The organism is Bacteroidia bacterium (genome assembly GCA_033391075.1).
Classification (GTDB): Bacteria; Bacteroidota; Bacteroidia; order J057; family J057; genus JAWPMV01.
In genome coordinates, this window is record JAWPMV010000001.1 from 3,401,371 (window position 1) to 3,427,854 (window position 26,484).

Consider the following 26,484-nt stretch of genomic DNA (forward strand, 5'->3'; position numbering starts at 1 on the left):
TAGTAAAGATCAGGGAATTGCTCCCGTACATTTTGTCAAAAAAATAAGCTCCGTCCAAGCAAGTGCCTGACGGAGCTTATATTTATTTGCTAAGAGAAAACCCTATTTGTCTTCCTCTTTTGACATTTCTACAAATTTGGTCGCAGTGATCTTTCCTGCCTTTGATCCTACTTTTTCCTCCAATACATCATACAGCTTTTCATCACGAATCCGGCGGTAATGCTGCTCGAGCATTTCCTGATTCTGCATGATGTAGTTGATGTACTCCTCTTCTCTGGATTCTCCATCATCTCCCATAGCAGGAAGATTTTTACGAACAAAATCACGAATAGAATCCTTGAGGTCTTCCTCTTCTACTTTGATGTCTTCGTCCTTGGAGATATTCTCAACGATCATAGACCAGGTAACCGACTTGCTGAAATCTTCATATTCAGTTTCAACACGCTCTTCGGTATAATCTTTTTGAGTTTTCAGCATCCATCTTTTGAGGAATTCATCCGGGAGGTCAACTTTGTTTCCCTCCATCAATCCCTTCTGCACTTCATTCCTATAAAACCATTTGCTGTTTTCTTCAAACTCTTTCTCTAGTTGCTTAACCATGCGCTCTTTGAAAGCCTCCTCTGTTTCAATCTTCAATTCCGTCTCTCCTTCTTCGGGTGTCCACTGAAGACTTGCAGCTACTTTACCAAAGAATTCTTCATTCATCTCAGCGGTCTCAACGCGGTTGATCTTTTTCAACTCCATTTTCATTGCTTTTCCCTTCAACTCCTTCAGCTCATCTTCCTGCATGAAAAGGACCTCAGCTACGTCTGCATGTTTTTTGGCAATCTTGAAAACATCAAGGTCAAATACCTCATCTACTTTTTTGCCAATATAAGGCTTGAAGAATGACTTGGACTCAACCCTATCAGGATTAAGGGCAATCATTTTATCAAATCCGCCTTCAACTGCATTTCCGTCTCCATCTACTTCATGGATTCTTCCATACATGATATCGCCTTTGGCTACTTCTTCTGGATTGCTAACCTCACCAAAACGATCTTTGAAATTTTCGATTTGCTCACTTAGAAAAGCATCATCGATGGAAATGTTGTATTTGGTAGGCTTCTTTTTGAGTTTGTAATCCACTTCAATTTGTGGAGCCAATCCTACTTCAAAGACAAAATCGAGTTCCTTTTCACAGTTTACATCGAAATCATCTTCTGTTTTTTGGGTATTGGGCATAGGATCTCCCAATAGGTTGATCTCTTCATCTCTCAGATAATCACTCAGCGCTTTGCTGACAATTTTATTCACCTCTTCGATCAAAACCGGCATGCCCACCATTTTCCTTACCAGGCCAAATGGAACTTTACCAGGACGGAAGCCTGGCATAGAAGCTTTTTTAGCTTGTTTTTTCAGCTCTTCTGTTACCTGGGGTTTGTAATCTTCCGGGCTAAGAAGAACGGTAATGTTTGCTGTTAAATTCCCGGTACTTTCCTGGGTAATATTCATCTTACTCTCCTGCTTTTGGATAAAGAAAAATTCCAAACCTCATGCTTCGCGGAACTTATCTGCATGAAGGGACAAGAAACCTGCTCTGAGATTTGGAATTGATATGTGTGCGGATGGAGGGACTCGAACCCCCACGCCGGTTAAAGCACTAGATCCTAAATCTAGCGTGTCTACCAATTTCACCACATCCGCAAATGAACGATTGCTATTTTCAGGCCGACAAATGTATGTTTTTTTTCACTAAGAGAAAAATAATTGCGAATTTTATTGAGAAAATAATTCTCAAAGAGTTTCAGCCTTAATTTTCCGGTCCAGCACATGCCCACGACAAAGAATGCAGAAGTAGAAGTCGACTATGAAAAGCTCATCTTGAGAGCTTATCGACATATCATTCGCCCGATGCGAAATACATCTCGTAGTGAGAAGGCCATTATCCGTAAGGCTTTCGAAATGGCACGAGATGCACATGAGGGAGTAAAACGTAAATCTGGAGAACCTTATATTCTCCATCCCCTTGCTGTTGCCAAAATTGTGGTGGTGGAAATGGGACTGGAAGATACTACTTCGGTAGTATGCGCTTTGCTTCATGATACGGTAGAAGATACCAATATGGAGTTGGCGGATATCAAGCGAGAGTTTGGAAATAAAGCCATGGCCATCATTGATGGCCTTACCAAAATTTCTGGTACTGCTCTGGATCAAATAGAAATCAGTTCCAAACAGGCTGAAAATTTCCGTAAGATTCTTTTAACCATTTCGGATGATGTTCGTGTGGTTATGATAAAACTTGCGGACCGCCTCCACAATATGCGGACACTGGGTTCTATGCGGCAGGAGAAAATGCTCAAAATTGCCTCTGAAACCCTGTATATATATGCGCCTCTGGCTCACAGATTAGGGCTCTATGAGATCAAGACTGAGTTGGAAGATCTCTGCTTCAAATTTATGGAGCCGGCCAAATATGACAGGATCAAGCGCAAACTGGAGGCGATTCGTACCGAGGATCAAAACTATATTGATCGCTTCATGAAAGGGATTAAAAAAGCCCTTATTCCCCTGGATATAGACTTTATGGTGAAAAGCAGATTTAAATCTATTTATTCTGTTTATTCTAAAATGATCCGTAAGGAATTACCCTTTGAAGAGATTTATGACAAATACGCGATTCGGATCATACTGGAAACCCGGGAAGGACATGAGCGGGAAGATTGTTGGTTCGTTTATTCCCTGATCTCTGGTATATTTCAACCCAATCCCAAAAGGCTTAGAGATTGGATTACGGTACCCAAAGACAATGGCTATGAATCCCTGCATACCACCCTTATGGGACCTGAAGGGAAATGGGTAGAAGTACAGATTCGTACAGAGCGCATGGACGATATCGCAGAGAAAGGGATCGCTGCTCATTGGAAATACAAGGACGATGGAGAGCAACAGGAAGAATTCATTACAGAATGGATTGGACAAATCAGAAATATCCTCCAGAATCCCAGCTTAAATGCTCTAGAGGCTGTTCGGGAATTTAAAGATAATCTACAGCCGAATGACGTATATGTATTTACCCCTAAGGGAGAACTCATACGTCTTCCCATTCACTCGACGGTTTTAGATTTTGCCTACAAAATCCATAGTAAAATCGGTCATGAAGCAATAGGGGCCAAGATCAATAACAAAGTAGTCAGCCTGGACTCCGAAGTTCGCCCTGGAGATCAGGTAGAGATCATTACTTCCAAAAAGCAGAAACCCAAAAAGGATTGGCTACGCTACGTACGGACAGCCAAAGCCCGTGACCAAATCAGGCTGGCCTTGCGTAAAGAGCGGCAGGAATTTGTCGATCAGGGTCGTCAATTATTTCTCTGGAAATCCCGTCAATATGGAGTAGATGAAAAGCATCCTATGATCAAGGAGCTGCTTTCCTATTTCAAATATCCCAATATAGAAGAGCTTTTTTATGCGATAGGAACCCATAAAATCGATACGAAACGCATACCGGAATTTATCGAATTGAAAAAAGCCGGGAAGGAGTTGGATACTTCTGAATGGGAGCGCCTGCAGAAGGATCATGATGATAAATGGCAAGCCATTGGGGTTGATACCGATACCCTGCTACTGGGTAAAGAACAAAGCATAGATAACTACGGACTGGGGACCTGTTGTGGTCCCTTGCCCGGCGATGATATCATAGGCCTAGAAGAGAATAATCGAATTGTTATTCATAGAACCAGTTGTGAAGAAGCGGTCTCCTTTATGTCCAATTATGGATCGAAGATCGTCAAAGCAAAATGGGCCTCTAAATCTGATGTGAGTTTCCTTGCAGCGATAAAAGTGGTAGGGCTGGATAAGCAAGGGATGCTCAATGACATTATCCGTATCATTTCGCTTCGGATGAAACTGAATATTCGAAAAGTTACCATAGATGCAGAAGACGGCATGTTTGAAGGGGTATTCCATATCTATGTTCGAAATATTGACGAACTCACACAGGTAATGCAGAAAATAGAGAATTTGAAAAATGTATATACAGCCAGTAGATATGAAGAGGATCAAAAAGAATAAAGGATCTTCTCTTTAAATGGTCAGAAGTATTTTTCAGCGGGAATAAATCAAGACTTTCTCAAGTCTTACACCCTCTTTTTTGATAAATCATGGACTTCCTTTCCTGAGGCAGTTTTGGATAGCTTTTAGGTGTATTTTAAGTCAGACTTAAGATGCCGAAAAACCATGATTAAGAATCTCATTTCCTTTCCGGTTTTCTCCTTGCTAATTCTCATGCTTTCCTGTACCACTTCTCAGGAAACTCATCAAACAGCCGCAGCTGAAGCCACCTCCGAGGAAACTCAAGCGGTTCCCATTGTAGATACAGAATCCCCAGACGATCGAATAAGTCAGGAAGTTCAAGAGCAACATATTCAGTATATCGAAGCATGGGAGAAAACTTTCAAGGAAAGAGAGAAAACAGGACAGATTGCCAGTTTTCCCCTTAACCTAAAGGGACTTATAAATGCTGAAGCTTTCTTTTTCGAAGGGAAAATTCAAATGGTAAGCTGGAACGATCCTGCTGCAGGTATAAATGCCTTGAGGAGTTGGATATTTGAAGGAGAAAGGGCCAAATTCAGTAAAATTTTTGATCATGGGAATAATTGGTACAGGTACAACTACTCTTTTATAGATATCGACTTAGGCTGTATTCCTTATATCAATATGGGAGAATTACCCAAAAGTAGGGCGGGTTTAATTTCTTTAGATCAAAAAGTAGTAGAATTTTCCTGCGACAATATTTCTCAGTATACAGCACATAAACTCTATCATACTGCAGTACTTCAGCATGGAATGAAGGAGATATTTTACGAAGGCAAGATTGCGGAAAAAACTGGCTTACATCTGAGATGGGAGAAAATAGGAGAAAAGATTAGGGGTTCTTACTATAATTCAGATGAAATCGATGAGGTTGATCTAGCTGGATATCAGCTAAAAGACAGTATTCACTTGTATGAATTTCAAGGAGAGGACACCACCGGGAAATGGGAAGGAATTCTTGCAGAAGATAAATCTATAAGCGGAAGCTGGACAAATTTTAAAGACGGCAAAAAATCTCCTTTCAGCTTACAAAGAAGTCGAGTCTATACGGCAGCAAATGGAGAAAAAACTTACCAAGAGATATACACGCCTCCTGACTTTGAATCTTCCTATCTGTTATTTGATGATACAGAAATTCCCTTTGAAGAAGTTGAATATCTCAAGGAATATTATGGCTTTACATCGACTTCCGTAGTACTGCGGGGAGACAATGATTATCGAGCGATCTATGATTACTTTGAATATGCGATGACCAATACCCTTGTACCAGAATCTATCACCCGCGATGAAGGATTCCCGGATCCAGAATTCAACTATTTCTATTTCATAAATCTCCACCAACCTGACTTTGTCAGTGAAAAAGAACGAAATGATGGATACTATAGTGATTTAACAGATGGTTTTCAGAAAAAAAATCGGATGATGGCTTATCTCATTAAGCATATCGACCGAAGTCCGCGTAGCCTGGAAAAGCTTTTTTCCTGGTATGAAAGTAGCATCTATGAAGCCCTTCCTGACCATCTTTATGAAAAAATGCGGTTAGGGGTTTACTTTGATGAATTGCTCTCCAGTTATGATAGCATCCAGACGTATACGAACTATGAAATAAAACTTGAGGAGGTTTATCATAAATTAGACTCACTCGATCAAGCCCGCTTGAATAAAGTTGCTGGTGCATACGGGCGAATCGAATGGGAAGATAGAAAGGAATGTTTCAGGGCATTTTTCGATGAGAAAGGCTTTGTAGATCATATACCTAAGCTGGATTTCTGGGCCAGGAGGCAGCATGAAGGAAATGCTCGAACTGTAGCAAGTATCCTTCGCAGACTCAAAAAAGGCTACGAAGAGGGAAAAGGTGTTGATGAAGGGCATTAGGAGAAGTTCAGAATCTCGGGTTTAAGCTTTCTGCTTTTTCAGCCTAGTTTAGGATCCTTCATTAATAATTCAGGGATGATCTTTCCTTCTCCATCAGGGGTTGTATAAAAGGGACGTTTTTCAATGGTGTAATGGGTTTCCGGAGAAATTCCCAGACAGTGATATATGCTTTGGTGAATTTGATCAATATAGACGGGTTCAGTGATCGCTTTGAAAGGACGTTCATCAGCGGTTTCTCCATGTACGTATCCTTTCCGACTACCTCCACCAAAGAGCAGCATAGAGCATCCATCTGTAAAGTGTCTATGCATGCCATAATGTTTGAGTGCTTCGACCCGATCCGGAACGGGGACCTGATCCAGGACTTTCTTCCCGGGCCTTCCTTCCATCAGCATATCCCGACTAAATTCACTGGCTAGTACCACTAAGGTCCTGTCAAGCAGACCTCTTTCCTCCAAATCACGAATTAATTGAGCTATCGGTCGATCGATTTGCTCTTTCATATTTTTCAAACGGCTATGGCCATTTTCATGCGTATCCCATCCCAGAAAGGGAACATATTCTGTTGTCACACTGATAAAGCGCGCCCCTTTTTCCGCCAATCTTCTGGCCAATAGACATCCCAGACCAAATCTTCCGGTATTGTAGCGATCATAGGTCTCTTTAGGTTCTTGTGAAAGGTCAAATGCCTTCGCATCCGGAGATTTCAATAAGCGATAAGCTTGCTCCATAGAACGCATGAGAGACTCCTCTTGATACGTGCTGGCATTCCCTTCAAATGGACTTTGCTGGATCAATTCTTTATAGAGCTTATTACGACTTTCAAAACGCTTGAGGTCCATTCCTTTGGGCGGAGCTACACTGCTCAGACCTTTTTCCGGTTCTGGAATGAAAAAGGGACCATATTCGGTTCCCAAAAAACCAGAAGAATGAAAAGCTTTTAACTCCTCCCCTTCTCCCACTGTAAATCTTTGTCCAATATCTATGAATGCAGGAATGACGGGATTTAAAGGTCCTAATTCTCGAGAGATCCATGCACCCATATGAGGCACCTGTACAGACTGGGGAGGCTCATAACAGGTATGCCAGTGATATTGATGGCGGGTATGGAGAATGTGCCCCAAATCTGCTGCCCGATAAGACCTCAGCAAAGTCCCTCTATCCAGTACTTTTCCAATTTCCTCTAATCCTTCAGAAAAAAATATACCATCCAGAGCCGTTGGAGAAGAAGGGAAGGTACTGATCACAGATTTGCTCTCCATGCCTTTTTCAAAAGGGGTATAGCTTTTCGGGTCGAAGGTCTCTGTATGACACATGCCTCCAGCCATCCATAAAAGAATCACGGTATCGGCTGTACTCTCCCGAATTTCTTTACAACTACTCATGAAACTCAGGCTCGGCACAGTCGCTGCCATAGCCGCTAGACTCGCCTGATTCATTTTCCGGATGAAACTTCTCCGATCCATCTGATTTGACTCCTTCATAATTAGAGGTATTGAAATTCGGGTAAAAGAATAACTGACCAGATCAGGTCCTCGATTTCTGAAGATTCAGGATTCGCACTGATGATCTTGTGAATACTTTCCAGTTCACCTTCAGCCGGCCTCCTTCCTAAAGCTGCATAAAATATATAATCTATGATTTCGTCTCTTTGCTTCAGTTTTCTGTGTAAGTTCTCCGCTGCCTCTTGAATCCCCTGATGAAGGAAATTATCGTTGCTGAGCATCAGGGCCTGCAACATGGTCGTTTCTTCCTCTCTATCTGTAGCTACATTTTCTCTACTGGGTCTTCCAAGTGTCTTGAGAAAAGGGTCTTGCTGGACTAAAGAGGCTCGCAGAAATTTCCCCTCCAGTAATCTTTCTTCAAAACTAAAATCCAGCAATTTCCCCCAATAATGGCTGGACGGACGAGCGACTACTTTTTCCCATTCCTCATCAGAGAATGCATATGATTTCCAATTTTTCTCAGGCAAGCTATCCCGGCTCTTCCAATCTCTATCTGAATAGAGAAATTCTTCTGCACCATTTTCATAGCTAAACTTAATTGCTAATAATACGCCGGCCGGATTGGGGAGACTTCCTTCATTTTTCGCTTCTACGGCAAGGATATTAGTCGGCTTCAGATCATTGCTTTGTAAGGGAATGCGATTGACTTTTCGCCAATCATTCCCCTTCCCTATTTGCTTTTCATTGAGGTACAATTCAAAGGAATGATCGGCCGTAATCAAAAGTTCCGCATCCTGGATTGCCGAGGGATTTTTCAGGCTAAATCTCTTTCGAAAATAACGGACTCCCGGCTTGGGCAAGGTACTGCGATCGACTTCTTTATCTCTAAACCAAATCCATCTGGCAGGAAACTCAGGATTACCAGGTATAAAGGCTGCCCCATAATATAAAGCTTGAAATTGCTGACTAATTGCATCTGCAAATTGTTCTGCAGAGAGTCGTCGTGGCAGGGGTCCCTGAAAAACAAACTGTTCGGATTTCACATAATTGGGTGAAGCATAGGCAACTCCTTTCAGTTGATAGGTCCTGGATTTCATGATTCTGGCCAACAGCTTTTTAAAACTATATCCCTGCTCAATAAAGTCCGAAGCCAGCCAATCCAATAATTCCTGATTCCAGGCCTGATTATCCATTTCATCTACCGGACTAATGATTCCTCTTCCAAAAAGCTTGTCCCAATAGCGATTGACAAGGGTTCTGTATAATCTACCATTTTGGGGCTGGACGACTACATTGGCCAATTGTTCCAAACGATCTTTAAGCAATTCAGCATCTACCTCACCTAATTCCGGATAGATAAAAGCCGGCTGGGAAAAGCGACCTGTGGGCTTATCACAGCGGTGGATTTCTAAAACTGTATCCGCAAAGATATTGGCGAAAGCATAGGCCTGATCTAGGCTTACATTATTCACAAAACTATCATGACAGGAGGCACATTTTAGATTAAGTCCCAAAAAGGTTTGAGAGACATTTTGGGCAGCTTGCATTTCTACACTTTGGCTGGAATTGACAACCCCTCTCCATTTAATTCCTCTCAGGAATCCCTGAGAATTTTCATTAGGATTGAGAACTTCTGCTACCATTTGATCATAGGGCATTTCCTCCAGAAGGGCCTGATACAACCAATCTGTAATCCTTGTCCTTCCTCCTGTAATAAATCCGGTACCCGAATAATCATTCCTCAACAGGTCGTTCCAAAAACTCAACCAGTGCAGCGCATAGGCCTGATCTTCTCCTAATAATTTATCTATCAGTCGAGATCTTTTGTCTGGAGTTTTATCATTGACAAAGGCTTCGACAGTAGTTTTTTCAGGTAACAAACCCAAAATATCCAGGTAGACCCTACGCACAAATCTCCGGTCATTGATCAATTCCGGCCACTCGAGATTATTCGTCTGAAAGTATTGTTCCAGGAATTTATCAATCGGCTGCTCAACATGATCAGCGCGGGGCAATTCAGGTCTGCTTAACGCCATTTTCGCTTCCGGGAAAATCTTCAGGCTTTCGTTTGCCCAATGAGCGCCCTGATCAATCCAAAGTTTTAGCAGGCCGATTTCTGCAGTTGAAAGTCTTTTGCCTTTAGGAGGCATAGCTTCTTTATCCTGTTTACTGAGATTTATTCTTCGATACAATTCGCTGGCTTCGGCATTTCCCGCTACAATTACTTTTCCACTTTCTCCTCCAAGAAAAATCCCATCTCGATCATCCAGTGCCAATTCTCCTTTTTTCTTGGCTGTACTGTGACATTGATAACAGCGGTGTGCAAAAATGGCCCGTACTTCCAGGTTCAGTTTGTCCAGCTGTTTCTCACTTAGCGTATCTGTATCCGTATAATTTGCAAACTGCGCCCAACTGGCCTTTGTGGTCTCTTCTCCAGTATCTTCCCTAGCTAGACTAAGATAATCCTCTCCATGCGTAATACTGGCTCCCAGATGTCCGGAAATCCCGATAAACAAACAACTGATTCCCAATGCACTGATGGGGAGCCAGCCGGGCAATTTTTTCCTCCGTGAATAGATAAGAGCAGTCAGTATAGCAAACCCACTAGCGATAAGGGCTTTTTCTTGATGGTTTTCCAGGAGTTCTCCCGCATATTCTCCTCCCCAATACAACAATTGACCAAAAGCAGCTGCAAACAAACAAGAGATCGCACCCAAATAGATCAGTTTGCTATAATCCTGATTTTCTTTCTTGCCTAATTTCCACAACTCAAGCACAAAAGCCGTTATCAGGATTCCCACAGGAAAATGAACCAACATAGGATGTAATCTCCCTAAAAAACTGAGGAACCAGGAATCGGCAACAACTTCCATATCGGGAAAAAATTAAAAGCTCAATATGGGATATGAGCCCTAAGTAGTAGTATGAATTTTCAGTTGATTTAGAAATATCAGCTGAGCAATACTTTAATATAGCAAGCCCTGAGAATAATGTAAAATTTGATGTAAAACGAAATTGTCGGCTCGTTATACAAACAACATACACAGTTACATGCAAAGGATCTACCCGATTTAAGAATTATAGTATCCTAAGAAGCATGATAGAGATTATCCCCGCAAACAAGAAACATATTGCTTCTATTGAAGCATTAGCGAAAAGAAGGCCTAAGAAAAATATTTGTAAGGAGTCCCCTATACTTTATTATCTAGCCTGTACCGTTTTGAAAAACTACTCTTTTGTAGCTATAGAAGCCGGCGAATTGATCGGTTATATTCTATCCTTTCAGGCCACAGCCCAAAACTATGTATGGCTACAAGAGGTTTTTGTCCATCCGGAAAAGCACGGAAGGAAACTCAGTAGCCAACTGCTGCTGGCACTTGAATCACACCTCAAAGGCATTTGGACAACCCCTGTTAAAAGCATAAAAGTCGCCCTCCAAACAGATGACTATGTGGAGAAAGACTTTTATGAGAGTCACCGCTTTAAATTTACGAGAAGCGATGAGGCTCTGGGGAAAGAGATTTATCAGAAAAGGGTGATCGCCTAAGGGCGATTTTTCCCCATGAATACACTCACCTTGGGATTCATGGGATTCCCGGTAATTCTCCTAAAAGAAACTAACTGACCTGTATGATAGATGGCATCTGCAATTGGTCCATTGATCATATTCCAGTAGGGAAATTCAGAAGTATTATCTCCGTTTTGGAAGATGACATTCAATTCTGAAAGATCTTTCTCAGGATTGTTTTTCAGAATTTCGCTGGCCTCTGCAAGATTCTTTAAGGTAGCTGCACGCAATGCTTCATAGGTCTCCGGAACGTTCTTCGCAGGTCTGATATTTGGCGCATTCTTGCTGGCATTAATGATAGTGCCTGAGAGCCCGTATAGATGAAGCAAAGTCTCCATGGTAGTTCTGGCATCCTCGCTGGGTTTATAAGCCAAATCCTCTTCTCTAAGGCCTTCTGTCGCCCAATAGTAGCGATAGCCCAAACCATCAATCATCCGTGCAGCAACTGTGCCGGCTGTATAGCTTTCAGGGGAAAGTCCGATTTCTTCATAGGGTAATTTTTCTTCCATAGCAGTAGGAGAGCTGTTTTGACCTGAAACTGCACTAAGCAGAAAAAGGAAGATAGTGGTAAAGGCAAGATTACTTTTCATCGAAAACATGTAATTTAAGTCAGGATTCTATGGTAAACGCAAAACTAAGAAACCCTGACTTATAAATCTCTTTTTCATGAAAAAGCTTTCCCCGGCAACTACTTCCCTTCATGCTGATCGACAGCTGGAGCAAAACAAAATGGTGGCTCCTCCCCTCTTTCAGTCTGTAACCCAAACCGCTGATTCGGCAGAGGACTTTGCCCGTATGGCGTCTCAGCCACTGGATGATGATTTTTATACCCGCTATGGAAATCCAACCAGTAGCCGAATTGCAAAAGTAATTGCTGAGCTTGAAGGAGCTGAAGCAGGCATGATGCTGGCATCTGGTATGGGAGCCATTTCCACTGCGATTCTGAGTTTTTTGGAAAAGGGAGATCATGTAATCGCTCAGAAAAGCCATTATATCGGCACGACGAAACTCATGCAAGAATTTCTGCCTCGATTTGGAGTGGAAGTGAGTATGGTAAAGCAATCGGAAACCGCTGCTTTCGAAGCAGCCATTCGTCCAAACACAAAACTCATCATGCTGGAAAGCCCGGTAAATCCCACCATGGAATTGACGGATCTGGAAGCTATTGCTGAGTTGGCGAAAAAAAAGGAAATCTTAACGCTCTGCGACAATACCTTTGCCAGCCCAATTATTCAAAGGCCAATAGAATGGGGCATTGATCTGGTCTTGCATAGCGCGACTAAATACCTGGGAGGTCATCATGATCTGTTGGCGGGATGTGTGGTAGGGAGGAAAGATCTTTTGGAAAAAGTATGGAGTCAAAGCATCGTTTTAGGAGCCAGTGCAGCCCCTATGAATAGTTGGTTGGCCCTTAGAGGAATTCGCACCTTGGATCTTCGGGTAAAAAAACAAAGCGAAAATGCCTTGAGAATTGCTAAATTTCTTGAAGAACAAGCAGAAATTTCCAAAGTTTATTATCCGGCACTGGACTCACATCCCCAAAAGGCATTGGTCGGGAAACAAATGCAAGGCATGGGAGGAGGAGTGATGAGTTTTGTACTGAAAAAAGGCTATGATGCAGGGGTAAAATTTCTGGATAATTTGCAGATCATTTTACATGCAGCCAGTCTGGGAGGGATAGATAGTCTGGCTATATTGCCGGCGGTAATGTGGGGAGGAAGATTGCCGGAGGAGGTCATCAAGGAACAAGGACTTGAGCCGGGCATGATTCGCATGGCTATTGGAATTGAAGATGCTGATGACCTTATTGCTGACCTTTCACAAAGCTTACACCAACTGTAAATAAACCTACACATGAAACGCTACTTCGTCCTCGCCTTATTTTTATCTTTTCTATGTACGCTAAGTGCTCAACTTGATCCTGAAAAAGAACAAGCCATAGATGAACTATTCTCTAGCTGGGATGCAGGTAATCATCCGGGTGGAGCTGTCGGGATTATGAAAGAGGGAGAAATCATTTATTCTAAAGGTTTTGGACTTGCCAGCCTCGAATATAAGGTTCCCAATTCCTATGGGACTATTTTCAATATAGCCTCTGTATCCAAACAGTTTACCTCTATGGGGATTGTTCGCTTAGAGGAAATGGGCAAATTATCGGTAGATGACGATATCCGTAAATACCTGCCAGAATTGCCAGACTTTGGCCATACAATTACGCTCAGACATTGCATGTACCACACCAGCGGTATGAGAAGCCTCCACGCCATGTTGGGCATGGCAGGTTGGAGAGGAGATGATAGCCGAACAGATGAGGATCTTTTTCGCTTTATGAAACGTCAAAAAGAGCTCAATTTTGCTCCGGGTGAAGACAATCTATATTGCAATACCGGCTATATGTTGCTGGCAGTAATCATCGAAAGACTTACCGAAGAACCTTTCTCTGAATGGATGAAAAAGAATGTATTCTTAGCCCTGGGTATGAACCATACTTATGTAGAAGATGATTACAGCCGGGTAGTTCCCAATAATGCTACTTCCTATTATCGGGGAGGTGAAGAATTTAGTCGTGCAGTCGAATACTGGGGCTATGTGGGTTCAGGGAATATGCATTCTACAGTAGAAGACTTGTTGTACTGGATGGACAATTTTCGCAATCCCAAAAGAGGCTGGGAAAAAGCTTTCAGGCGGATGCAGGAAGTTGGTAAACTCAACAATGGAACCAGCATCAATTATGCATTTGGGATAAATATAAATGAAGTATTTGGAAAGAAATTTATCGGTCATGGAGGAGCAATTGGGGGATTTCGATCCAATGTCATCTGCTTTCCCCAGGAAAAACTCAATATCGTCGTGCTCGGAAATTTCAGTTCTTCCGGACCTCAGGGAAAGGTATTCCAAATAGCCGAAATCCTCATGGACGTAGAAGAAGCTGAATCAGAGTCCTCCGAAGTAGCCATAGATGCTATCCAGCTTTCCTCCAAAAAACTCAAACAATTCGAAGGAGATTACTGGAACCTCAAGGAGAACTACACTCGGAAAATTTATGAAAAAGATGACACCCTTAGGTATTTCAGATCAGAAGGAAATGAGACCATTCTTATCCCCATCTCCGAAAACAGCTTCCAAATGATGGGCCTTCCTTTTGTAGCCACGGTAAGCTTCAAACCTGGCAGCAAGAAAAGCATGATCATGAGATTTAGCCAGGCAAATGAAGGAGTGGAAGAAGATTTTGAGCGATATACAAAACCAGAAGTGAATGAAGAATTCCTTCAGAAATTGAGCGGGGTCTATTACAGCCCGGAACTGGATACCCATTATACCATTAGCACAAATGGAAAAACACTCACTGGCTACCACAATCGGCACGGAGAATTTACCTTGAGTGTAAAAAGAGAAAATTATCTTTCCGCCGACCACGGAGCTTTTGGGTCTATCAAAGTTAAACGAGATAAGAAGGGAGAAGTAGCAGGTTTTTATGTGAGCAATGGACGTGTGAGGAATATGTGGTTTGTAAAAAGATAAATCGGAATTTGAATGCTAGCCGAATCTTAGTCAAGCAACTATCGAAGAACCTCCTGCGTCTTTCAAAGAAATTTCGACAACATAAAAGCAAACGCATGCGAACTATTTACCTGGGTCTTCTGACCTTATTATTTCTCATTAGTCAACATCTATCTGCTCAAAACTATCGAGACTCCCTTCGAATTGCCTTAGAGGAGATTGCTGCTCGTGAAATAGTTCCGGGATTTGGGGTTTCTATTGTAAATAAGGAAGGCATCTTATATGAGGAAGGCTTTGGCTATGCCAAAGTAGAAAACATGGAAGCCTATACTCCACAAACCATTCATAATATCGGTTCTGTTTCAAAAACCTTTATCGGTATATCCATTATGAAAGCTGTGGAAATGGGGTTATTAAAGCTGGAAACGCCCATCAATGATCTTTTGCCTTTCAAAATCATTCATCCCCGACATCCTGATAAAGCGATTACTCTTTTACATCTGGCCTCACATACTTCCGGAATCAGAGACGGACTGGTCTATGAAAAAGCCTATGTACTTAAGGAGAAATTGGACATTCCCCTATCCGAACTCAAAGGAAGAACTCGCAAGGAATTCAAGGCTTACCTCACACATCAAGACATGAGTATGCCTCAGTATTTTCAGAAGGTTTTGGTCGAAGGAGGAGAATGGTATAAGAAAAAGAATTTCTATAAACATGCTCCGGGCGAAACCTACAAATATTCTAATATCGGAGCGGCACTAGCGGCACACATCCTTGAAATCGCGAGCGGAGAAAGTTTCGAAGCCTTTACTCAAAAGCATATTCTCGATCCTCTCAATATGGAAGCATCGGGATGGAGATTTTCCCAGATCAATATGGACAATCATGCCCATATCTATCTTCCAGATGGATTGAAAGTTCCTAAATATAGTCTGATCACCTTCCCAGACGGTGGATTCTTAAGCAGCATTCATGACTTATCTCTTTATCTACAGGAAGCCATACGAGGTTACAAAGGAGAAGGCAAACTAATGAATCAGGAAGCTTATGTGGAAATGATGAAAGGACATGCTCCGGGAGAAGATGACTATAGCATTTTTTGGGAGTACAGCAATCAAGGCCTGATTGGACATAATGGATCTGATCCCGGCATCTTTACCAATCTAAAATTTGATCCTGCCCTCGACCAGGGATGGCTCATTTTTACCAATACCAATCTGGACCCAAAGAATGGCAGTCTGGATCAAATCAGAGATGCATGGCGAGTTCTTAAAAAATATGGCCCCTTACTAGAAAAGCAAAACTAAGATGAAACACATTCTACTATTTATCCTCCTTCCCTGCTTATGTATACTGGGACAGGCCCAGGATGCCACTTTCAGTCCGACACAACTCAAAGAAGACCTGAGCATCCTCAAAAGAAACCTGGAAACGGTACATCCTGCTTTATATGCCTACCATCCAAAAAAGCGATTGGATAGTGCTTTTACGGCCATTGAAGCAAATCTGAATAGCCCACTTACAGAGGTTCAGTTTTTCAGAAGAATAAGTCCGCTTTTGAAACTGATTGCAAATGGACATACCCATTTCTTTTCTTCGGATGCTTATCTTGAAAGAAGAAGAACTTCAGATTTGATTTTCCCACTGGCTGTCTATTGGGAAAAAGAGCAATTGTATCTCCTGAGAAATGCTTCCCTGAATTCGGATCTGGAAGTTGGCTCTATCATCCAAAAGATCAATGGAAAACCAACAAAAGAAATCTTTGATCATCTGGTATCTCAGGAAACTCGTGATGGGTATAATAAAAGCCTGCCCATCCATTCTGTTCAAAGAGCCTTCGGTTCTAAATATGCCCTTCATTATGGCAATCCCGATAGCTATGAACTGGATATGCTTCTCCCCAATGGAGAAGAAAAAGTCTTCAAGATTGAAGCCCTTCCTTTAGACAGCATTCAGAAAAAGAGAAAGGAACGCTACGGAGCTCCTGCCAAGCCCTGGTACCAAAAGGGTGTAGATGCGTATACCCTCGAAATAGAGGGCAATACTGCCATCATGACCTTACGGACTTTTAGCAAGGGCTGGATAAAGAAGAATGGGCCTTCATACAAGCAATTTTTCAATGAAGCATTTAAACAGATAGATGATGCCAATATTGAACACCTGATCATTGACCTCAGAGACAATGGAGGCGGGGATCCCAAACCTACCATCAAACTCATTGCTCATCTATATGATAAGCCTTTCACTTTTTATAAGCGACTAAGCATGGTCAGCAGAGGCCTTCCTGACAAGCAGTATTACAAAGAAAAATTGGGATTACTTAAAGTGGCGCTTCCTTTTATCACAAAAAAGGAAGGAGATTTATACGTACTCAAAGGAGTAGCCGGCCTCAAAGGCTCCAAGCCAGCTGAGCCCTATTATAGTGGTAAAACCTACTTTCTTACCAATCCTAATTCTTTTTCAGCTACAGGAGAGGTGTCTGCCATTTTGAAAAATTACGACAGAGGTTTGTTTATAGGAGAAGAAGCCGGAGGAAATCCCAATCAGAATACCAGTGGAATCATGTTACCGCTCGAATTCCCTAATTCAAAAATTTCTGTCCTGATGCCTATGATTTTGTTTGAAATGAATGTGGATTTCAAAAATACAGGCAGAGGAATAATCCCGGACCATATCATCAGGCCCAGTTTTGAAGATGTGATAGAGGAAAATGATCCGGTTATGGATTTTACCAAAGAGCTGATCAAAAAAGGAAAATAAGTTTACCGACACGGGTATTTTCTTAATTTAGCGCTGCAATAGCTAATTGGGAATATGCCGTTCGTACTGATCATAATGGGAGTAAGTGGTACAGGAAAAAGTACCATTGGAAAAGCTCTTTCTAAAAAACTATCGCTGCCTTATTTCGAGGGAGACGAATTTCATCCTGCCACCAATGTGGAAAAAATGCGTCAGGGGATTCCGCTCAATGATGATGATCGGGTTCCCTGGCTGTTGGCATTACGGGAGCAGATTGAGCTTCAGCTGGAGAAAGGAAAATCAGCTATACTTGCTTCCTCTGCTTTAAAAGCCTCCTATCGGGAAATTTTACAGAGAGATGACAAACGGGTAAAGTTTGTCTTTCTTCATGGCTCCTATGAACTTATTCTGGCTCGTATGCAAGAGCGAGATCATGAATACATGCCTCCAAGTCTTCTTAAGAGTCAATTTGACACCCTGGAAGAGCCAGAATCAGCCATCAAAGTATCCATTGATCAGGAAGTTTCAGCCATCGTAGAGGAAGTAATTTCGAAAATATAGGGAGGCCTAAAATGAGAGTTGGTCCTCTCCGAAGAAAGGACCACCCTTAGAAACACACACAAAACTATTAATCTTTATGTTATTGGCTGTGTTTTTTAACTAACGCTTTTTTGATTGTAAAGGATGTCTGACGAAAGTTTATCCTCTAGCTTACCTTCTAAACGATAAGTTCCAGACTTGGTTCTCAGGAACTCAAATTTTAACAATTCATTAACTTTTGATTTCCAAGAGAAGCAAAATCCCTAAAAAAATTCTTTTCTTTTTATGAAAATAAAAAAGCTATTCGCTGATATGCTTTTGGCTTCTCATCATACAGAAGACGCCTAAAAGTACAAAAGGGATGCTTAGCCATTGACCCAGGGTAAGAATATCCAGGAAATTAGCCTGAAAATCAGCCTGTTCCACTTTGACATATTCTATAACAAATCTGGCTCCAAAGATGAGGACCATAAATAGTCCAAAAAGAAATCCCTCTTTTTTCTTTGCATCCGTTTTCCAGTATAAGTACCAACAAACAAAGAAAGTTCCCAGATAAGCCAAAGCTTCATACAATTGGGCAGGGTGTCGGGGTACATTGTCTCGCAGGGTAAAAATAAATGCCCAGGGCACATCGGTTTCATTTCCGATGATTTCATGATTCATGAGGTTTCCCAAACGGATAAAGCAGGAAACCAGGGCTACCGGTACAGTCAGACGATCCGCAATCCAGAGAAAGGGTTTTTTACTGACTTTCCTGGACCAGATTATAAGGGCAATAAATACCCCCAATGTTCCTCCATGACTGGCAAGGCCTCCTTTCCAGGTCATAAAGATTTCGAGGGGATTTTCGAGATAATAGCCGGGATTGTAAAAAATCACATGCCCCAATCTCGCACCTACTACGGTACCTATGATGAGGTGAATCAACAAAGAGTCCAACCAGGCTTCAGGTTTTTTCTCTGAAAGGAATTGTTTCCTAACGATCATATAACCGAGGAAAAAACCACCGGCGAAGAATAAGCCATAATACCTCGGAGAAAAACTTCCGATGGTAAAGATTTCTGGGTCAACAGACCAGGTGATGGCTAGTAGTGATTGGAGCATTTTGTAGTTTATTAGGATTAGCAAATAGCCAACATTTTGTACAAAGAACAAATTTGTTGGTAAATTTGATTTTGCTGTTAGTCTCAACAAAATGAGCATTATTACAGTATAGCTTAGGAAAAGAATCTAATTCAATGAAAATATTCAAGCTTTACCTTCCTTTACTATTGACAATTGCTATATGCAGTATTTCTCAATGGCTCTTGGGTCAGGAAAGTATCACCTGGAAAACCCTGGAAAATGTTAGCTATGAAATGAGCTATGATTCCACAGCCGACTATGTGATGATGACGCCGGTTTATGGGGAAAGCCTGAATAAACTACAGGGCCAGGAAGTAGAAATCAAAGGGTATATCCTACCTATGGATACAGAAGGTACAGCCTTTGTCCTCTCAGCTTTTCCTTTTAGCTCCTGCTTCTTTTGCGGAGGTGGGGGAAAGGAAACGGTCGTAGAACTAATGCTGGATGGAGAAAAAAGTTATACGGTGGATCAGGTCAAGACTTTCAGGGGAAAGCTCAAATTGAACGATGATCCCTTTGGCTTAAACTATATATTGGAAGAGGCCAAAGAGGTGGATGAGAGTTGACTTACTCTCATCCGTTAATCTATAATAATCGAAGCCATCTATACTTAGGCTTATTACCTATTTCATATGTCTATAGCCCCTGAGAGATAAGATTTAAGTTCTAACATAGAACCTTTCCGCAATTCCAACTCATCAATCTTCATATTCTCGGAAATTCTGAAATCCTTGGTAGCAAAGACCAGCTCTTTTTCTTTCTCTCCTTTCCCTATGGCTACCAATGTCACCTTTTCTCCTACCGGCAAACTGCTAAATCCCAAATATGACCCAGTGAGATAGGAGGCGCTCATGATTCCGTTTTGCCTTTTGAATACAAGCTTGAGAAGCATGGGCGTTTCATAATCGCTTTTCACAAAAAGTTCAGTTTTAGGTCGGCGATCAGAAATGAATCTATCGCAGTTTATCCAACCGAGACGACTCAGGTTTAAGCCATAAAAATAGGGTTTATTCCTCGAGCGCAGATACTCCAGAGAAGGTCTGGGTTTTCGATATATATAGGTATTTTCAATGATCACCGGGACATCATTTTGCCAGGATGTATCGATAAGGGTTTCAACAAATTCGCCTACCGGTTTTCTGAAATTCATCTTCTCTGATTCTTTCATGTTTAGCCATACCGTCTGCTTAACACTATTGTATCGAGAACTATCAGGTAGTTTCCAATTACTGTCTTGCTCCCAATCTCCAAAAAGATTCGGATCAGCGGGAGGAGATACACTTGTAGTATAAAGTCCCATTCCTTCTTTTACCTCTGCAGTCGGAATATATAGCTCCACTTTACGACCTTCTTTAAGCTTCAACTTTTTATTTCCACTATAGGCCAGAATCTGGAACATACCTCCACTTTCCAACATGCCTTCAGGAGAATGAGAGTCCAGGCCTGTAAAAACCATATCAGAGCGATCGATACATTCCCTGATCTTTAGCTTTACAGGTGCTTCAATTTCACTTCCATCTTCGGTTTCCAAGACATCATAGGGGACAAAGAGAACCGCCCCCCCTTTTGTTACGATCCGGGTTTCAATTCCTTTTTTCAGGCCGAAAATTTGTTGTTTGGGGGCCAGTAATTCTACTAATTCTCTCATCGCAATCTCCCTTTCATTGTATTCATAAGGAGCAATCTCTCCCAAAAACTCCATTCCAAGGAGTTCTTCCTGCTGAATTTCTGTTCCTTCATTTAACCAGGCAAAACTCCCATCTCCCCAGACAAAACTCACCCGTCTGTTTTGCTTACGACCCGACTCTTCTCGATTGGACATTAATGGTTGAGTTTCTCCAAAGGTTTTCATCAATATCCTTTCAGCATCAATCCCTTTTCGAAGCAAATAATCTTTCACAGATCTAGCCCGGCGAAGCGCTAATTCTTCATTGTAGCTCTGGGTACCGACGGCATCTGTATGACCTACAAGCTCCACTAAAGCTGTAGATTCGGGATCGTACGTATCAATAAATTTGTTGAGCGTCTTTTTCGCTTCTGTAGAAAGCGTTGAACTGGCAGTTTTAAAGTAAATGTGATTGAGATTGTTTTGAGCAGAAACGAATAAACTGGTCAAAAGGAGGAATCCGACCATACATAAGATCTTTCTCATGGTGTTTGTGTTTTGGATGGAATAAAAAAGGGGCTTAGCCTTAAGATAATGAATTTCTCAACTATCTGTAAAGCCCCGAACCTACATTATCCCATTTTGAAACAGATGTGCTACCAGAAAATCCGTTGACTCATCATATAAAGTGCCAGCAATCCAGCGATGATCGACAAACTAAATTTCCAATACTTGAAGGGCAGTTTTAGTTTTTCAACCAAAAATCCTCCGAACAGCATAATCCCAATGACAAAGAGAATCTGCCCCAGTTCAATTCCGAGATTGAAGGGAAACAAAATGGGAACTATGCTTTCTTCCTGTCCTAGCAAAGCCTTGAACTGATTGGAAAAACCCATGCCATGGATAAATCCAAAAATCAGGGCCATTGCATAATTGATTTGTACCTGTCCCCTACTCAATTCTTCATTTCGGGCCAGTGTAAGGTTGTAAACGGCAGTGAGAAATATGGTGAAAGCAATGAGGAATTCGATGAGTTCACTGGAAATCTGAATGATATCCAATGCTGCCGCTGCCAGGGTAACCGAATGGCCGATGGTAAATGCTGTGACCAGGATCAATACACGTTTCCAGTCTTTCAGTCTGTATAAAGCACACAACGCCAACAGAAACAACATATGATCATAGCCGGCAATGTCGAGGATGTGCGTAAAACCAAATTCGAGGTAAAAGAGAAATTGATCCATGAGAGCTTAGCAGTTTTATGATCCGGTTTTGATCAGCAATATGAAAAAAATCTCAGAAAATAACTGCAAGGATCTGCCAAGTCAGAACTTTCCTCAAGTCTATTCACTTTTTTCCTCTATAACCTCTCCGAATAAAATGGCACTTTTACGGCTAATGATCATGATCCAACGCTTTGTACCTCTTTCACCAGATCGGAAATACAGATCATCTTCCAGCAATTTGGCTTGATATTTTTCTGGGATCAATTTGAATTTATCCTCATGAATACTGCCCTGCAAAGGACTAAACTTAAAATGGTCCATATAGCCTTGCAAGCTTCCATAACTCGAATTCTCTTCAAGGTGTAAGGTATCCAATTCCCATACCGAGAGCTTAAATCCCAATTCTTCATGGGGGATACAAGCACCTCCTTTTGTTTTTGGCACATCGATTCCTGTCAGGATCTCGTGTTTATCTATATTGAATTGACAGGGATCAGAATCACAGGCAAACATAGCTAAAGCCAGGATAAGCAAGAGGTGTGTTTGAATTAGATTTTTCATAGATGCGGGTATTTCTTTGAGCAGTCTTAGGTAGATAAAGTTTTTAATAGGTTAAGTCAAAAATGAAATAGAGGTCAAACATGTAAAATCCTTCCTACTTCTCCATTTTTATTCATTGTCATTCGTTCTCTTCTTTTAATCCAAAATATGATCAAGCCGGTTGAAAACAAGTTCTTTCTGATCATAAACCTCATATTCAACTCCCACAAGTTCGGCTCCTCTATAACTTACCCCCTGGGCAGCAAGCAGTCCTTCTATTCCTTCCCCTTCTCCTACCCTCATTTTTGCCAGGGCACAGATATCTTCATTTTGTACATAAAGCCATAAATATTCGGTATTTGCCTCTTTTTCATAGGCTTTCAACCAATAACGTAATTCCTGACCTTGCATTATATCAATCAATTCTTCCTGATAGGCGACATCCCCTGGTTCATATTGATTGAATACAGGATTGGTATTCTCGCATGTAGGGCGATCACAAGAAGTCAGGCAATAAGTTAAACATGCAGCAAGGAGGAAGTTGAAAATATGTTTGGTCATGATTGTAAATTATACGCTTAGTTTTTCTTTCCTTTTTTAAGTTTCTCTTCCCAGTCATTCATCAACTGGTCAAATTTTTCATCGATGTGCTGATTGAACCACATATCGATAAGCGAGCGGCGGAATCTCCATTCCTTTCCCAGTTTGGCGGCAGGGATTTTTCCCTGTTGCGCCCAACTGTAAATGGTTTGTGGTTTTAGTTTGAGGTATTTGGCCACCTCCTCTATGTTCATGATCTCATCCATATATCAGGAATCATTCGAATTTAGGCTATCATCTTGTGCTGTAGGAACTTCTTCAGGTTTCATTTCCAGGGCAGGCTTGGGGTGTTCTTCGGCTTTGGCTTCTCCATTTTCATCTCCTTCATTGTTTTCTCCTGAAATTCCCATCAAATGTCCTATAGAAGAAAACACCGTGGTATAAAAGTTCCCCTGGGTGTTGGCGCGGAACAACTCAAATGGCATGTCCTTGCTTCCCACAAAAGGTCGTAGGTTCCAGGAAAGCTGCATTCCTACAAAGGCAAAAATAACGATCCAATACCGGAAAATTACCACGCCGATTTTTGGATAAACCTCCGTTTTCTCAAAGGCATATGTCAGTCCATCCAGGACAAATTTCATCCCAAAAGAACCGGAGAAGATAAATATCCCCACATGCAAGAGCTGGATAAAATTGTAATTCTCAGCTCCCATTTGAAAAAAGACTACGATCGGAGCAAAGGCTAGCATGATGGTGGTCATTACCACAAAACCGCTCAATAAAATGATCAACAGAGGCTTGAGCTTAATCTTAGAGCCCAGAATCATTTGAACGATATAAAAAGAAGGAAAACAGATTGCAACAGTAAGTAAAATGAGCAGGAAGAGCTTAACACCCGTTACCAAAGACTGCATCCAGCTATTATAACTCCCCATAATAAGGCCATAAAAAAAAGTAAAAAGGCCCATGAGAGTCAGCTGACTACCAATAAGTTTGGTAGGGACCGTATCATCCAGAATTTTCTGAAAGAAACTTTCCCGGTCTTTAAGCACTTCGAAAGCTTGTGTGATAAGGGGAAATTGCATGGTTTATTATGATGTATTGTGTTACTTACACTCAAATATCTGGTTTTATCTGGTATTTACAAACTTTTGTTACTGTTTTTTATTGTTTGATACTGTTTTATACGATTATGTTTCCAAAATTCTCTTTCGAAGTATGTATAGATTCGGTTGAATCTGCCCTGGCTGCAGAGTCAGGAGGAGCTCATAGGGTTGAGTTATGTGATAACCTGGTTGAGGGAGGCACTACCCCCAGCTATGGTATGATCAAACAGACAAAAAAACATTGCTCATTGCCAGTCATGGTGATGATTCGCCCGAGAGGGGGAGACTTTTTCTATAATGAATATGAAGTGGAAGTCATGAAAGAAGATATCCTCATGGCTAAAGAAGCTGGTGCAGATGGGCTGGTGATGGGTTTGTTGAATGTAGAAGGAGGCATTCAAAAAGATCAATCTGCCGCATTGCGGGAATTGGCCGGAGATCTCCCCTGTACTTTTCATAGAGCCTTTGACATGAGCAAAGACTCTGCTGCCGCCCTTGAGGACATTATCGAATGTGGATTTAATATGATTCTCACTTCAGGTCAGGAGGAAAGTGTGGTAATTGGCAGGGAGAACATTGAGCATCTGCATGATCTCGCAAAAGGGAGAATCCATTTAATGGCAGGAGCAGGAATCAGAGCAGAGAATGTCGGAGAACTTATTTTGCATACAGGCGTACATCATATTCATGCGAGTGCAAGCCACTCCATCTCCTCTCCAATGAAATACCGAAATCCCAACCTAAGCATGGGAGTCCAGGTTTACGATGAGTATAAAAGAACCGTCGTAAGCCGTGAAATGGTATCCCATATTTTGCAAGCAGCAAATAAGGCCTGGAAGTCGGGAAATTTCTAACATTATATTGTAAATTGCGCCCCAAAATCGAATATTCGGCGCGAATTAATTATTTGATCAAATGAGTACAACTGAGGCGAGTTCTCTCAATTTTATCGAGAGCATCATTGAAGAAGAACTAAAGAGTGGGAAAAACACAGAAGTCTATACCCGCTTTCCTCCCGAGCCCAATGGTTATCTGCACATCGGGCACGCAAAGTCAATCTGTCTGAATTTTGGCCTTGCACAAAAATATGGAGGAAAGACCAATCTGAGATTTGATGATACAAATCCGGTGGCAGAGGATGTAGAATATGTAGAATCTATCATGGAAGATGTAAAATGGCTGGGCTTCGACTGGGAAGAACTGCGTTATGCTTCCGACTATTTTGATCAACTCTATGATTTCGCTGTTCAACTCATCAAGGAAGGCAAAGCCTATGTGGATGATTCCAGTGTTGAGGATATGAGGCGCATGAGAGGCGTGCCGACCAAAGCTGGAGAAGAAAGTCCCTTTAGAAATAGAAGTGTTAAAGAAAATCTTGACCTCTTCGAAGGAATGAAGGCAGGAGAATATGAAGAAGGAAGTCGTGTGCTAAGGGCCAAAATTGATATGGCTTCTCCCAATATGCACATGCGCGATCCCATCTTGTATCGCATCCTGCATAAAGAACATCACCGAACCGGAAATACATGGAAAATCTATCCTATGTACGACTGGGCACATGGACAAAGTGATGCCATTGAAGGAATCACCTATTCTGTTTGTACCCTCGAATTTGAAGTACACAGACCTTTGTATAATTGGTTTCTGGACAATCTGCCATCTTTCGATCCCAGACCAAGACAAATCGAATTTGCGCGGCTGAACCTGAGCTATACGGTCATGAGTAAAAGAAAGCTCAAGGAATTGGTGGAAACGGGCCTTGTAAATGGCTGGGATGATCCCCGCATGCCTACGATCTCAGGATTCAGAAGAAGAGGATATACACCTGCCAGTATCCGCAAGTTCGCAGAGCGCGTAGGGATAGCACGTAGGGAAAATGTAATTGACCTGGCTCTATTGGAATTTTCCATTCGTGAGGACTTGAATAAAACAGCTCCTCGTGTAATGGGAGTTTTAAACCCTCTCAAAGTGGTCATTACCAATTATCCCGAAGGACAAGTAGAAGATTTGGAGGTAGAAAATAATCCCGAAGATCCAGAAGGAGGTAGCCGAAAAGTTCCCTTTTCCAGAGAGATTTATATCGAAAGGGATGATTTTCTCGAAAATCCCCCTTCGCCTAAAAAATGGTACCGCTTAGGACCTGAGAGAATGGTACGACTGAAAGGAGCATATGTGATTCGCTGTGATGATTTTGTCAAAGATGAAGCCTCCGGTGAAATCACTGAGTTGCATTGTACCTATTTCCCGGAGTCGAAAAGTGGTTCAGACACTAGTGGATTGAAAGTTAAAGGAACCATCCACTTCGTTTCTGCTGAGCACGCCAAAGAGGTCGAAGTGAGGCTCTACGACAGATTATTTAATGATCCTGATCCTGCCGGCCACAAAGACAAAGATTTCAAAGAATTCATCAATCCGGATTCCCTGAAAATTACAAAAGCTTTGGTCGAACCGAGTTTGGCTTCTGCCAAGCCCATGGATCGCGTACAATTTATGCGGAAAGGCTATTTCTGTGTGGATCCGGACTCAACTGAGGATCATTTGATCTTCAATCAAACCGTAACCCTCAGAGATAACTGGAAGAAAAAGCAAAACAAATAGA

The 26,484-nt window shown here is 41.8% G+C and carries 22 protein-coding genes and 1 tRNA gene; 11 read left to right on the forward strand and 12 right to left on the reverse strand.

The window, feature by feature from the left end; translation table 11 throughout:
- Window positions 1-102: 102 nt before the first annotated feature.
- Together R8P61_13640 and R8P61_13645 are read right to left on the reverse strand one after the other, a co-directional pair.
- Complete coding sequence (locus R8P61_13640; GenBank protein MDW3648105.1) at window positions 103-1,494, reverse strand: trigger factor; 1,392 nt, start codon at window positions 1,492-1,494, stop codon at window positions 103-105.
- 108 nt (window positions 1,495-1,602) lie between these two features.
- Window positions 1,603-1,686, reverse strand: a tRNA-Leu gene (locus R8P61_13645).
- Window positions 1,687-1,812: 126 nt separating this feature from the next.
- On the opposite strand from R8P61_13645, the gene R8P61_13650 reads away from it, so the two are divergent.
- Both R8P61_13650 and R8P61_13655 read left to right on the forward strand, forming a co-directional pair.
- Complete coding sequence (locus R8P61_13650) at window positions 1,813-4,050, forward strand: RelA/SpoT family protein (protein ID MDW3648106.1); 2,238 nt, start codon at window positions 1,813-1,815, stop codon at window positions 4,048-4,050.
- Window positions 4,051-4,215: 165 nt separating this feature from the next.
- Entirely contained in the window at window positions 4,216-5,946 is a 1,731-nt protein-coding gene (locus R8P61_13655) for a hypothetical protein (protein ID MDW3648107.1), read from the forward strand.
- A gap of 38 nt (window positions 5,947-5,984) precedes the next feature.
- On the opposite strand, the gene R8P61_13660 is transcribed toward R8P61_13655, so the two are convergent.
- Both R8P61_13660 and R8P61_13665 read right to left on the reverse strand, forming a co-directional pair.
- Window positions 5,985-7,430, reverse strand: coding sequence for a DUF1501 domain-containing protein (locus R8P61_13660; protein ID MDW3648108.1), 1,446 nt, complete (start codon window positions 7,428-7,430; stop codon window positions 5,985-5,987).
- Window positions 7,431-7,432: 2 nt separating this feature from the next.
- Complete coding sequence (locus tag R8P61_13665; GenBank protein MDW3648109.1) at window positions 7,433-10,264, reverse strand: DUF1553 domain-containing protein; 2,832 nt, start codon at window positions 10,262-10,264, stop codon at window positions 7,433-7,435.
- Between the two features lie 224 nt (window positions 10,265-10,488).
- On the opposite strand from R8P61_13665, the gene R8P61_13670 reads away from it, so the two are divergent.
- Complete coding sequence (locus R8P61_13670) at window positions 10,489-10,938, forward strand: GNAT family N-acetyltransferase (protein ID MDW3648110.1); 450 nt, start codon at window positions 10,489-10,491, stop codon at window positions 10,936-10,938.
- Here R8P61_13670 and R8P61_13675 read toward each other — a convergent pair.
- Window positions 10,935-11,549 (reverse strand): hypothetical protein, encoded by a 615-nt coding sequence (locus R8P61_13675; protein MDW3648111.1) that lies wholly within the window; start codon window positions 11,547-11,549, stop codon window positions 10,935-10,937. The genes R8P61_13670 and R8P61_13675 overlap by 4 nt on opposite strands.
- A gap of 76 nt (window positions 11,550-11,625) precedes the next feature.
- Between R8P61_13675 and R8P61_13680 the strand changes: the two genes are divergently transcribed.
- The 5 genes from R8P61_13680 (at window position 11,626) to R8P61_13700 (ending at window position 17,763) form a co-directional block, all read left to right on the forward strand.
- Complete coding sequence (locus R8P61_13680; protein ID MDW3648112.1) at window positions 11,626-12,801, forward strand: aminotransferase class I/II-fold pyridoxal phosphate-dependent enzyme; 1,176 nt, start codon at window positions 11,626-11,628, stop codon at window positions 12,799-12,801.
- 12 nt (window positions 12,802-12,813) lie between these two features.
- A complete protein-coding gene (locus R8P61_13685) occupies window positions 12,814-14,481 on the forward strand; it encodes a serine hydrolase domain-containing protein (protein MDW3648113.1) in 1,668 nt (555 codons plus the stop codon).
- A gap of 95 nt (window positions 14,482-14,576) precedes the next feature.
- Window positions 14,577-15,770, forward strand: coding sequence for a serine hydrolase (locus R8P61_13690; GenBank protein ID MDW3648114.1), 1,194 nt, complete (start codon window positions 14,577-14,579; stop codon window positions 15,768-15,770).
- Between the two features lies 1 nt (window position 15,771).
- A complete protein-coding gene (locus R8P61_13695) occupies window positions 15,772-17,223 on the forward strand; it encodes a S41 family peptidase (GenBank protein MDW3648115.1) in 1,452 nt (483 codons plus the stop codon).
- 54 nt (window positions 17,224-17,277) lie between these two features.
- Window positions 17,278-17,763 carry a gluconokinase gene (locus R8P61_13700; protein MDW3648116.1) on the forward strand — a complete coding sequence of 162 codons (486 nt, stop codon included), beginning with the start codon at window positions 17,278-17,280 and terminating at the stop codon, window positions 17,761-17,763.
- 279 nt (window positions 17,764-18,042) lie between these two features.
- Here R8P61_13700 and lgt read toward each other — a convergent pair whose 3' ends face one another.
- On the reverse strand, window positions 18,043-18,846 hold the full coding sequence (gene lgt / locus R8P61_13705) for a prolipoprotein diacylglyceryl transferase (GenBank protein ID MDW3648117.1): 804 nt from the start codon (window positions 18,844-18,846) through the stop codon (window positions 18,043-18,045).
- 134 nt (window positions 18,847-18,980) lie between these two features.
- Between lgt and R8P61_13710 the strand changes: the two genes are divergently transcribed.
- A complete protein-coding gene (locus tag R8P61_13710; protein MDW3648118.1) occupies window positions 18,981-19,433 on the forward strand; it encodes a DUF3299 domain-containing protein in 453 nt (150 codons plus the stop codon).
- 62 nt (window positions 19,434-19,495) lie between these two features.
- Here R8P61_13710 and R8P61_13715 read toward each other — a convergent pair whose 3' ends face one another.
- The 6 genes from R8P61_13715 to R8P61_13740 form a co-directional block, all read right to left on the reverse strand.
- Window positions 19,496-21,019, reverse strand: a complete 1,524-nt coding sequence (locus tag R8P61_13715; protein ID MDW3648119.1) for an OmpA family protein — start codon at window positions 21,017-21,019, stop codon at window positions 19,496-19,498.
- Between the two features lie 110 nt (window positions 21,020-21,129).
- Window positions 21,130-21,717 (reverse strand): HupE/UreJ family protein, encoded by a 588-nt coding sequence (locus tag R8P61_13720; protein MDW3648120.1) that lies wholly within the window; start codon window positions 21,715-21,717, stop codon window positions 21,130-21,132.
- Window positions 21,718-21,816: 99 nt separating this feature from the next.
- The gene (locus R8P61_13725) at window positions 21,817-22,260 is read right to left on the reverse strand and encodes a hypothetical protein (protein MDW3648121.1); all 444 of its coding nucleotides are present in this window, start codon (window positions 22,258-22,260) and stop codon (window positions 21,817-21,819) included.
- A gap of 135 nt (window positions 22,261-22,395) precedes the next feature.
- Complete coding sequence (locus tag R8P61_13730; GenBank protein ID MDW3648122.1) at window positions 22,396-22,800, reverse strand: hypothetical protein; 405 nt, start codon at window positions 22,798-22,800, stop codon at window positions 22,396-22,398.
- 17 nt (window positions 22,801-22,817) lie between these two features.
- Window positions 22,818-23,045: a helix-turn-helix domain-containing protein gene (locus R8P61_13735; GenBank protein ID MDW3648123.1), complete on the reverse strand. Its 228-nt coding sequence runs from the start codon at window positions 23,043-23,045 to the stop codon at window positions 22,818-22,820.
- A 3-nt stretch (window positions 23,046-23,048) separates the two neighbouring features.
- A complete protein-coding gene (locus R8P61_13740; GenBank protein MDW3648124.1) occupies window positions 23,049-23,864 on the reverse strand; it encodes a hypothetical protein in 816 nt (271 codons plus the stop codon).
- 107 nt (window positions 23,865-23,971) lie between these two features.
- Here R8P61_13740 and R8P61_13745 point away from each other — a divergent pair, with 107 nt between their 5' ends.
- Together R8P61_13745 and R8P61_13750 are read left to right on the forward strand one after the other, a co-directional pair.
- Window positions 23,972-24,739: a copper homeostasis protein CutC gene (locus R8P61_13745; protein MDW3648125.1), complete on the forward strand. Its 768-nt coding sequence runs from the start codon at window positions 23,972-23,974 to the stop codon at window positions 24,737-24,739.
- A gap of 61 nt (window positions 24,740-24,800) precedes the next feature.
- A complete protein-coding gene (locus R8P61_13750) occupies window positions 24,801-26,483 on the forward strand; it encodes a glutamine--tRNA ligase/YqeY domain fusion protein (protein ID MDW3648126.1) in 1,683 nt (560 codons plus the stop codon).
- The last annotated feature ends 1 nt before the right edge of the window (window position 26,484 follow it).

What these genes read in the sequence shown, in the direction of transcription:
- lgt (MDW3648117.1), bottom strand. Translation starts at nt 18,846, where the DNA reads ATGCTCCAATCACTACTAGCCATCACCTGGTCTGTTGACCCAGAAATC.
- R8P61_13655 (MDW3648107.1), top strand. Translation starts at nt 4,216, where the DNA reads ATGATTAAGAATCTCATTTCCTTTCCGGTTTTCTCCTTGCTAATTCTC.
- R8P61_13695 (MDW3648115.1), top strand. Translation starts at nt 15,772, where the DNA reads ATGAAACACATTCTACTATTTATCCTCCTTCCCTGCTTATGTATACTG.
- R8P61_13720 (MDW3648120.1), bottom strand. Translation starts at nt 21,717, where the DNA reads ATGGATCAATTTCTCTTTTACCTCGAATTTGGTTTTACGCACATCCTC.
- R8P61_13740 (MDW3648124.1), bottom strand. Translation starts at nt 23,864, where the DNA reads ATGCAATTTCCCCTTATCACACAAGCTTTCGAAGTGCTTAAAGACCGG.
- R8P61_13725 (MDW3648121.1), bottom strand. Translation starts at nt 22,260, where the DNA reads ATGAAAAATCTAATTCAAACACACCTCTTGCTTATCCTGGCTTTAGCT.
- R8P61_13745 (MDW3648125.1), top strand. Translation starts at nt 23,972, where the DNA reads ATGTTTCCAAAATTCTCTTTCGAAGTATGTATAGATTCGGTTGAATCT.
- R8P61_13660 (MDW3648108.1), bottom strand. Translation starts at nt 7,430, where the DNA reads ATGAAGGAGTCAAATCAGATGGATCGGAGAAGTTTCATCCGGAAAATG.
- R8P61_13715 (MDW3648119.1), bottom strand. Translation starts at nt 21,019, where the DNA reads ATGAGAAAGATCTTATGTATGGTCGGATTCCTCCTTTTGACCAGTTTA.
- R8P61_13690 (MDW3648114.1), top strand. Translation starts at nt 14,577, where the DNA reads ATGCGAACTATTTACCTGGGTCTTCTGACCTTATTATTTCTCATTAGT.
- R8P61_13730 (MDW3648122.1), bottom strand. Translation starts at nt 22,800, where the DNA reads ATGACCAAACATATTTTCAACTTCCTCCTTGCTGCATGTTTAACTTAT.
- R8P61_13750 (MDW3648126.1), top strand. Translation starts at nt 24,801, where the DNA reads ATGAGTACAACTGAGGCGAGTTCTCTCAATTTTATCGAGAGCATCATT.
- R8P61_13685 (MDW3648113.1), top strand. Translation starts at nt 12,814, where the DNA reads ATGAAACGCTACTTCGTCCTCGCCTTATTTTTATCTTTTCTATGTACG.
- R8P61_13670 (MDW3648110.1), top strand. Translation starts at nt 10,489, where the DNA reads ATGATAGAGATTATCCCCGCAAACAAGAAACATATTGCTTCTATTGAA.
- R8P61_13735 (MDW3648123.1), bottom strand. Translation starts at nt 23,045, where the DNA reads ATGGATGAGATCATGAACATAGAGGAGGTGGCCAAATACCTCAAACTA.
- R8P61_13665 (MDW3648109.1), bottom strand. Translation starts at nt 10,264, where the DNA reads ATGGAAGTTGTTGCCGATTCCTGGTTCCTCAGTTTTTTAGGGAGATTA.
- R8P61_13640 (MDW3648105.1), bottom strand. Translation starts at nt 1,494, where the DNA reads ATGAATATTACCCAGGAAAGTACCGGGAATTTAACAGCAAACATTACC.
- R8P61_13675 (MDW3648111.1), bottom strand. Translation starts at nt 11,549, where the DNA reads ATGAAAAGTAATCTTGCCTTTACCACTATCTTCCTTTTTCTGCTTAGT.
- R8P61_13680 (MDW3648112.1), top strand. Translation starts at nt 11,626, where the DNA reads ATGAAAAAGCTTTCCCCGGCAACTACTTCCCTTCATGCTGATCGACAG.
- R8P61_13700 (MDW3648116.1), top strand. Translation starts at nt 17,278, where the DNA reads ATGCCGTTCGTACTGATCATAATGGGAGTAAGTGGTACAGGAAAAAGT.
- R8P61_13710 (MDW3648118.1), top strand. Translation starts at nt 18,981, where the DNA reads ATGAAAATATTCAAGCTTTACCTTCCTTTACTATTGACAATTGCTATA.
- R8P61_13650 (MDW3648106.1), top strand. Translation starts at nt 1,813, where the DNA reads ATGCCCACGACAAAGAATGCAGAAGTAGAAGTCGACTATGAAAAGCTC.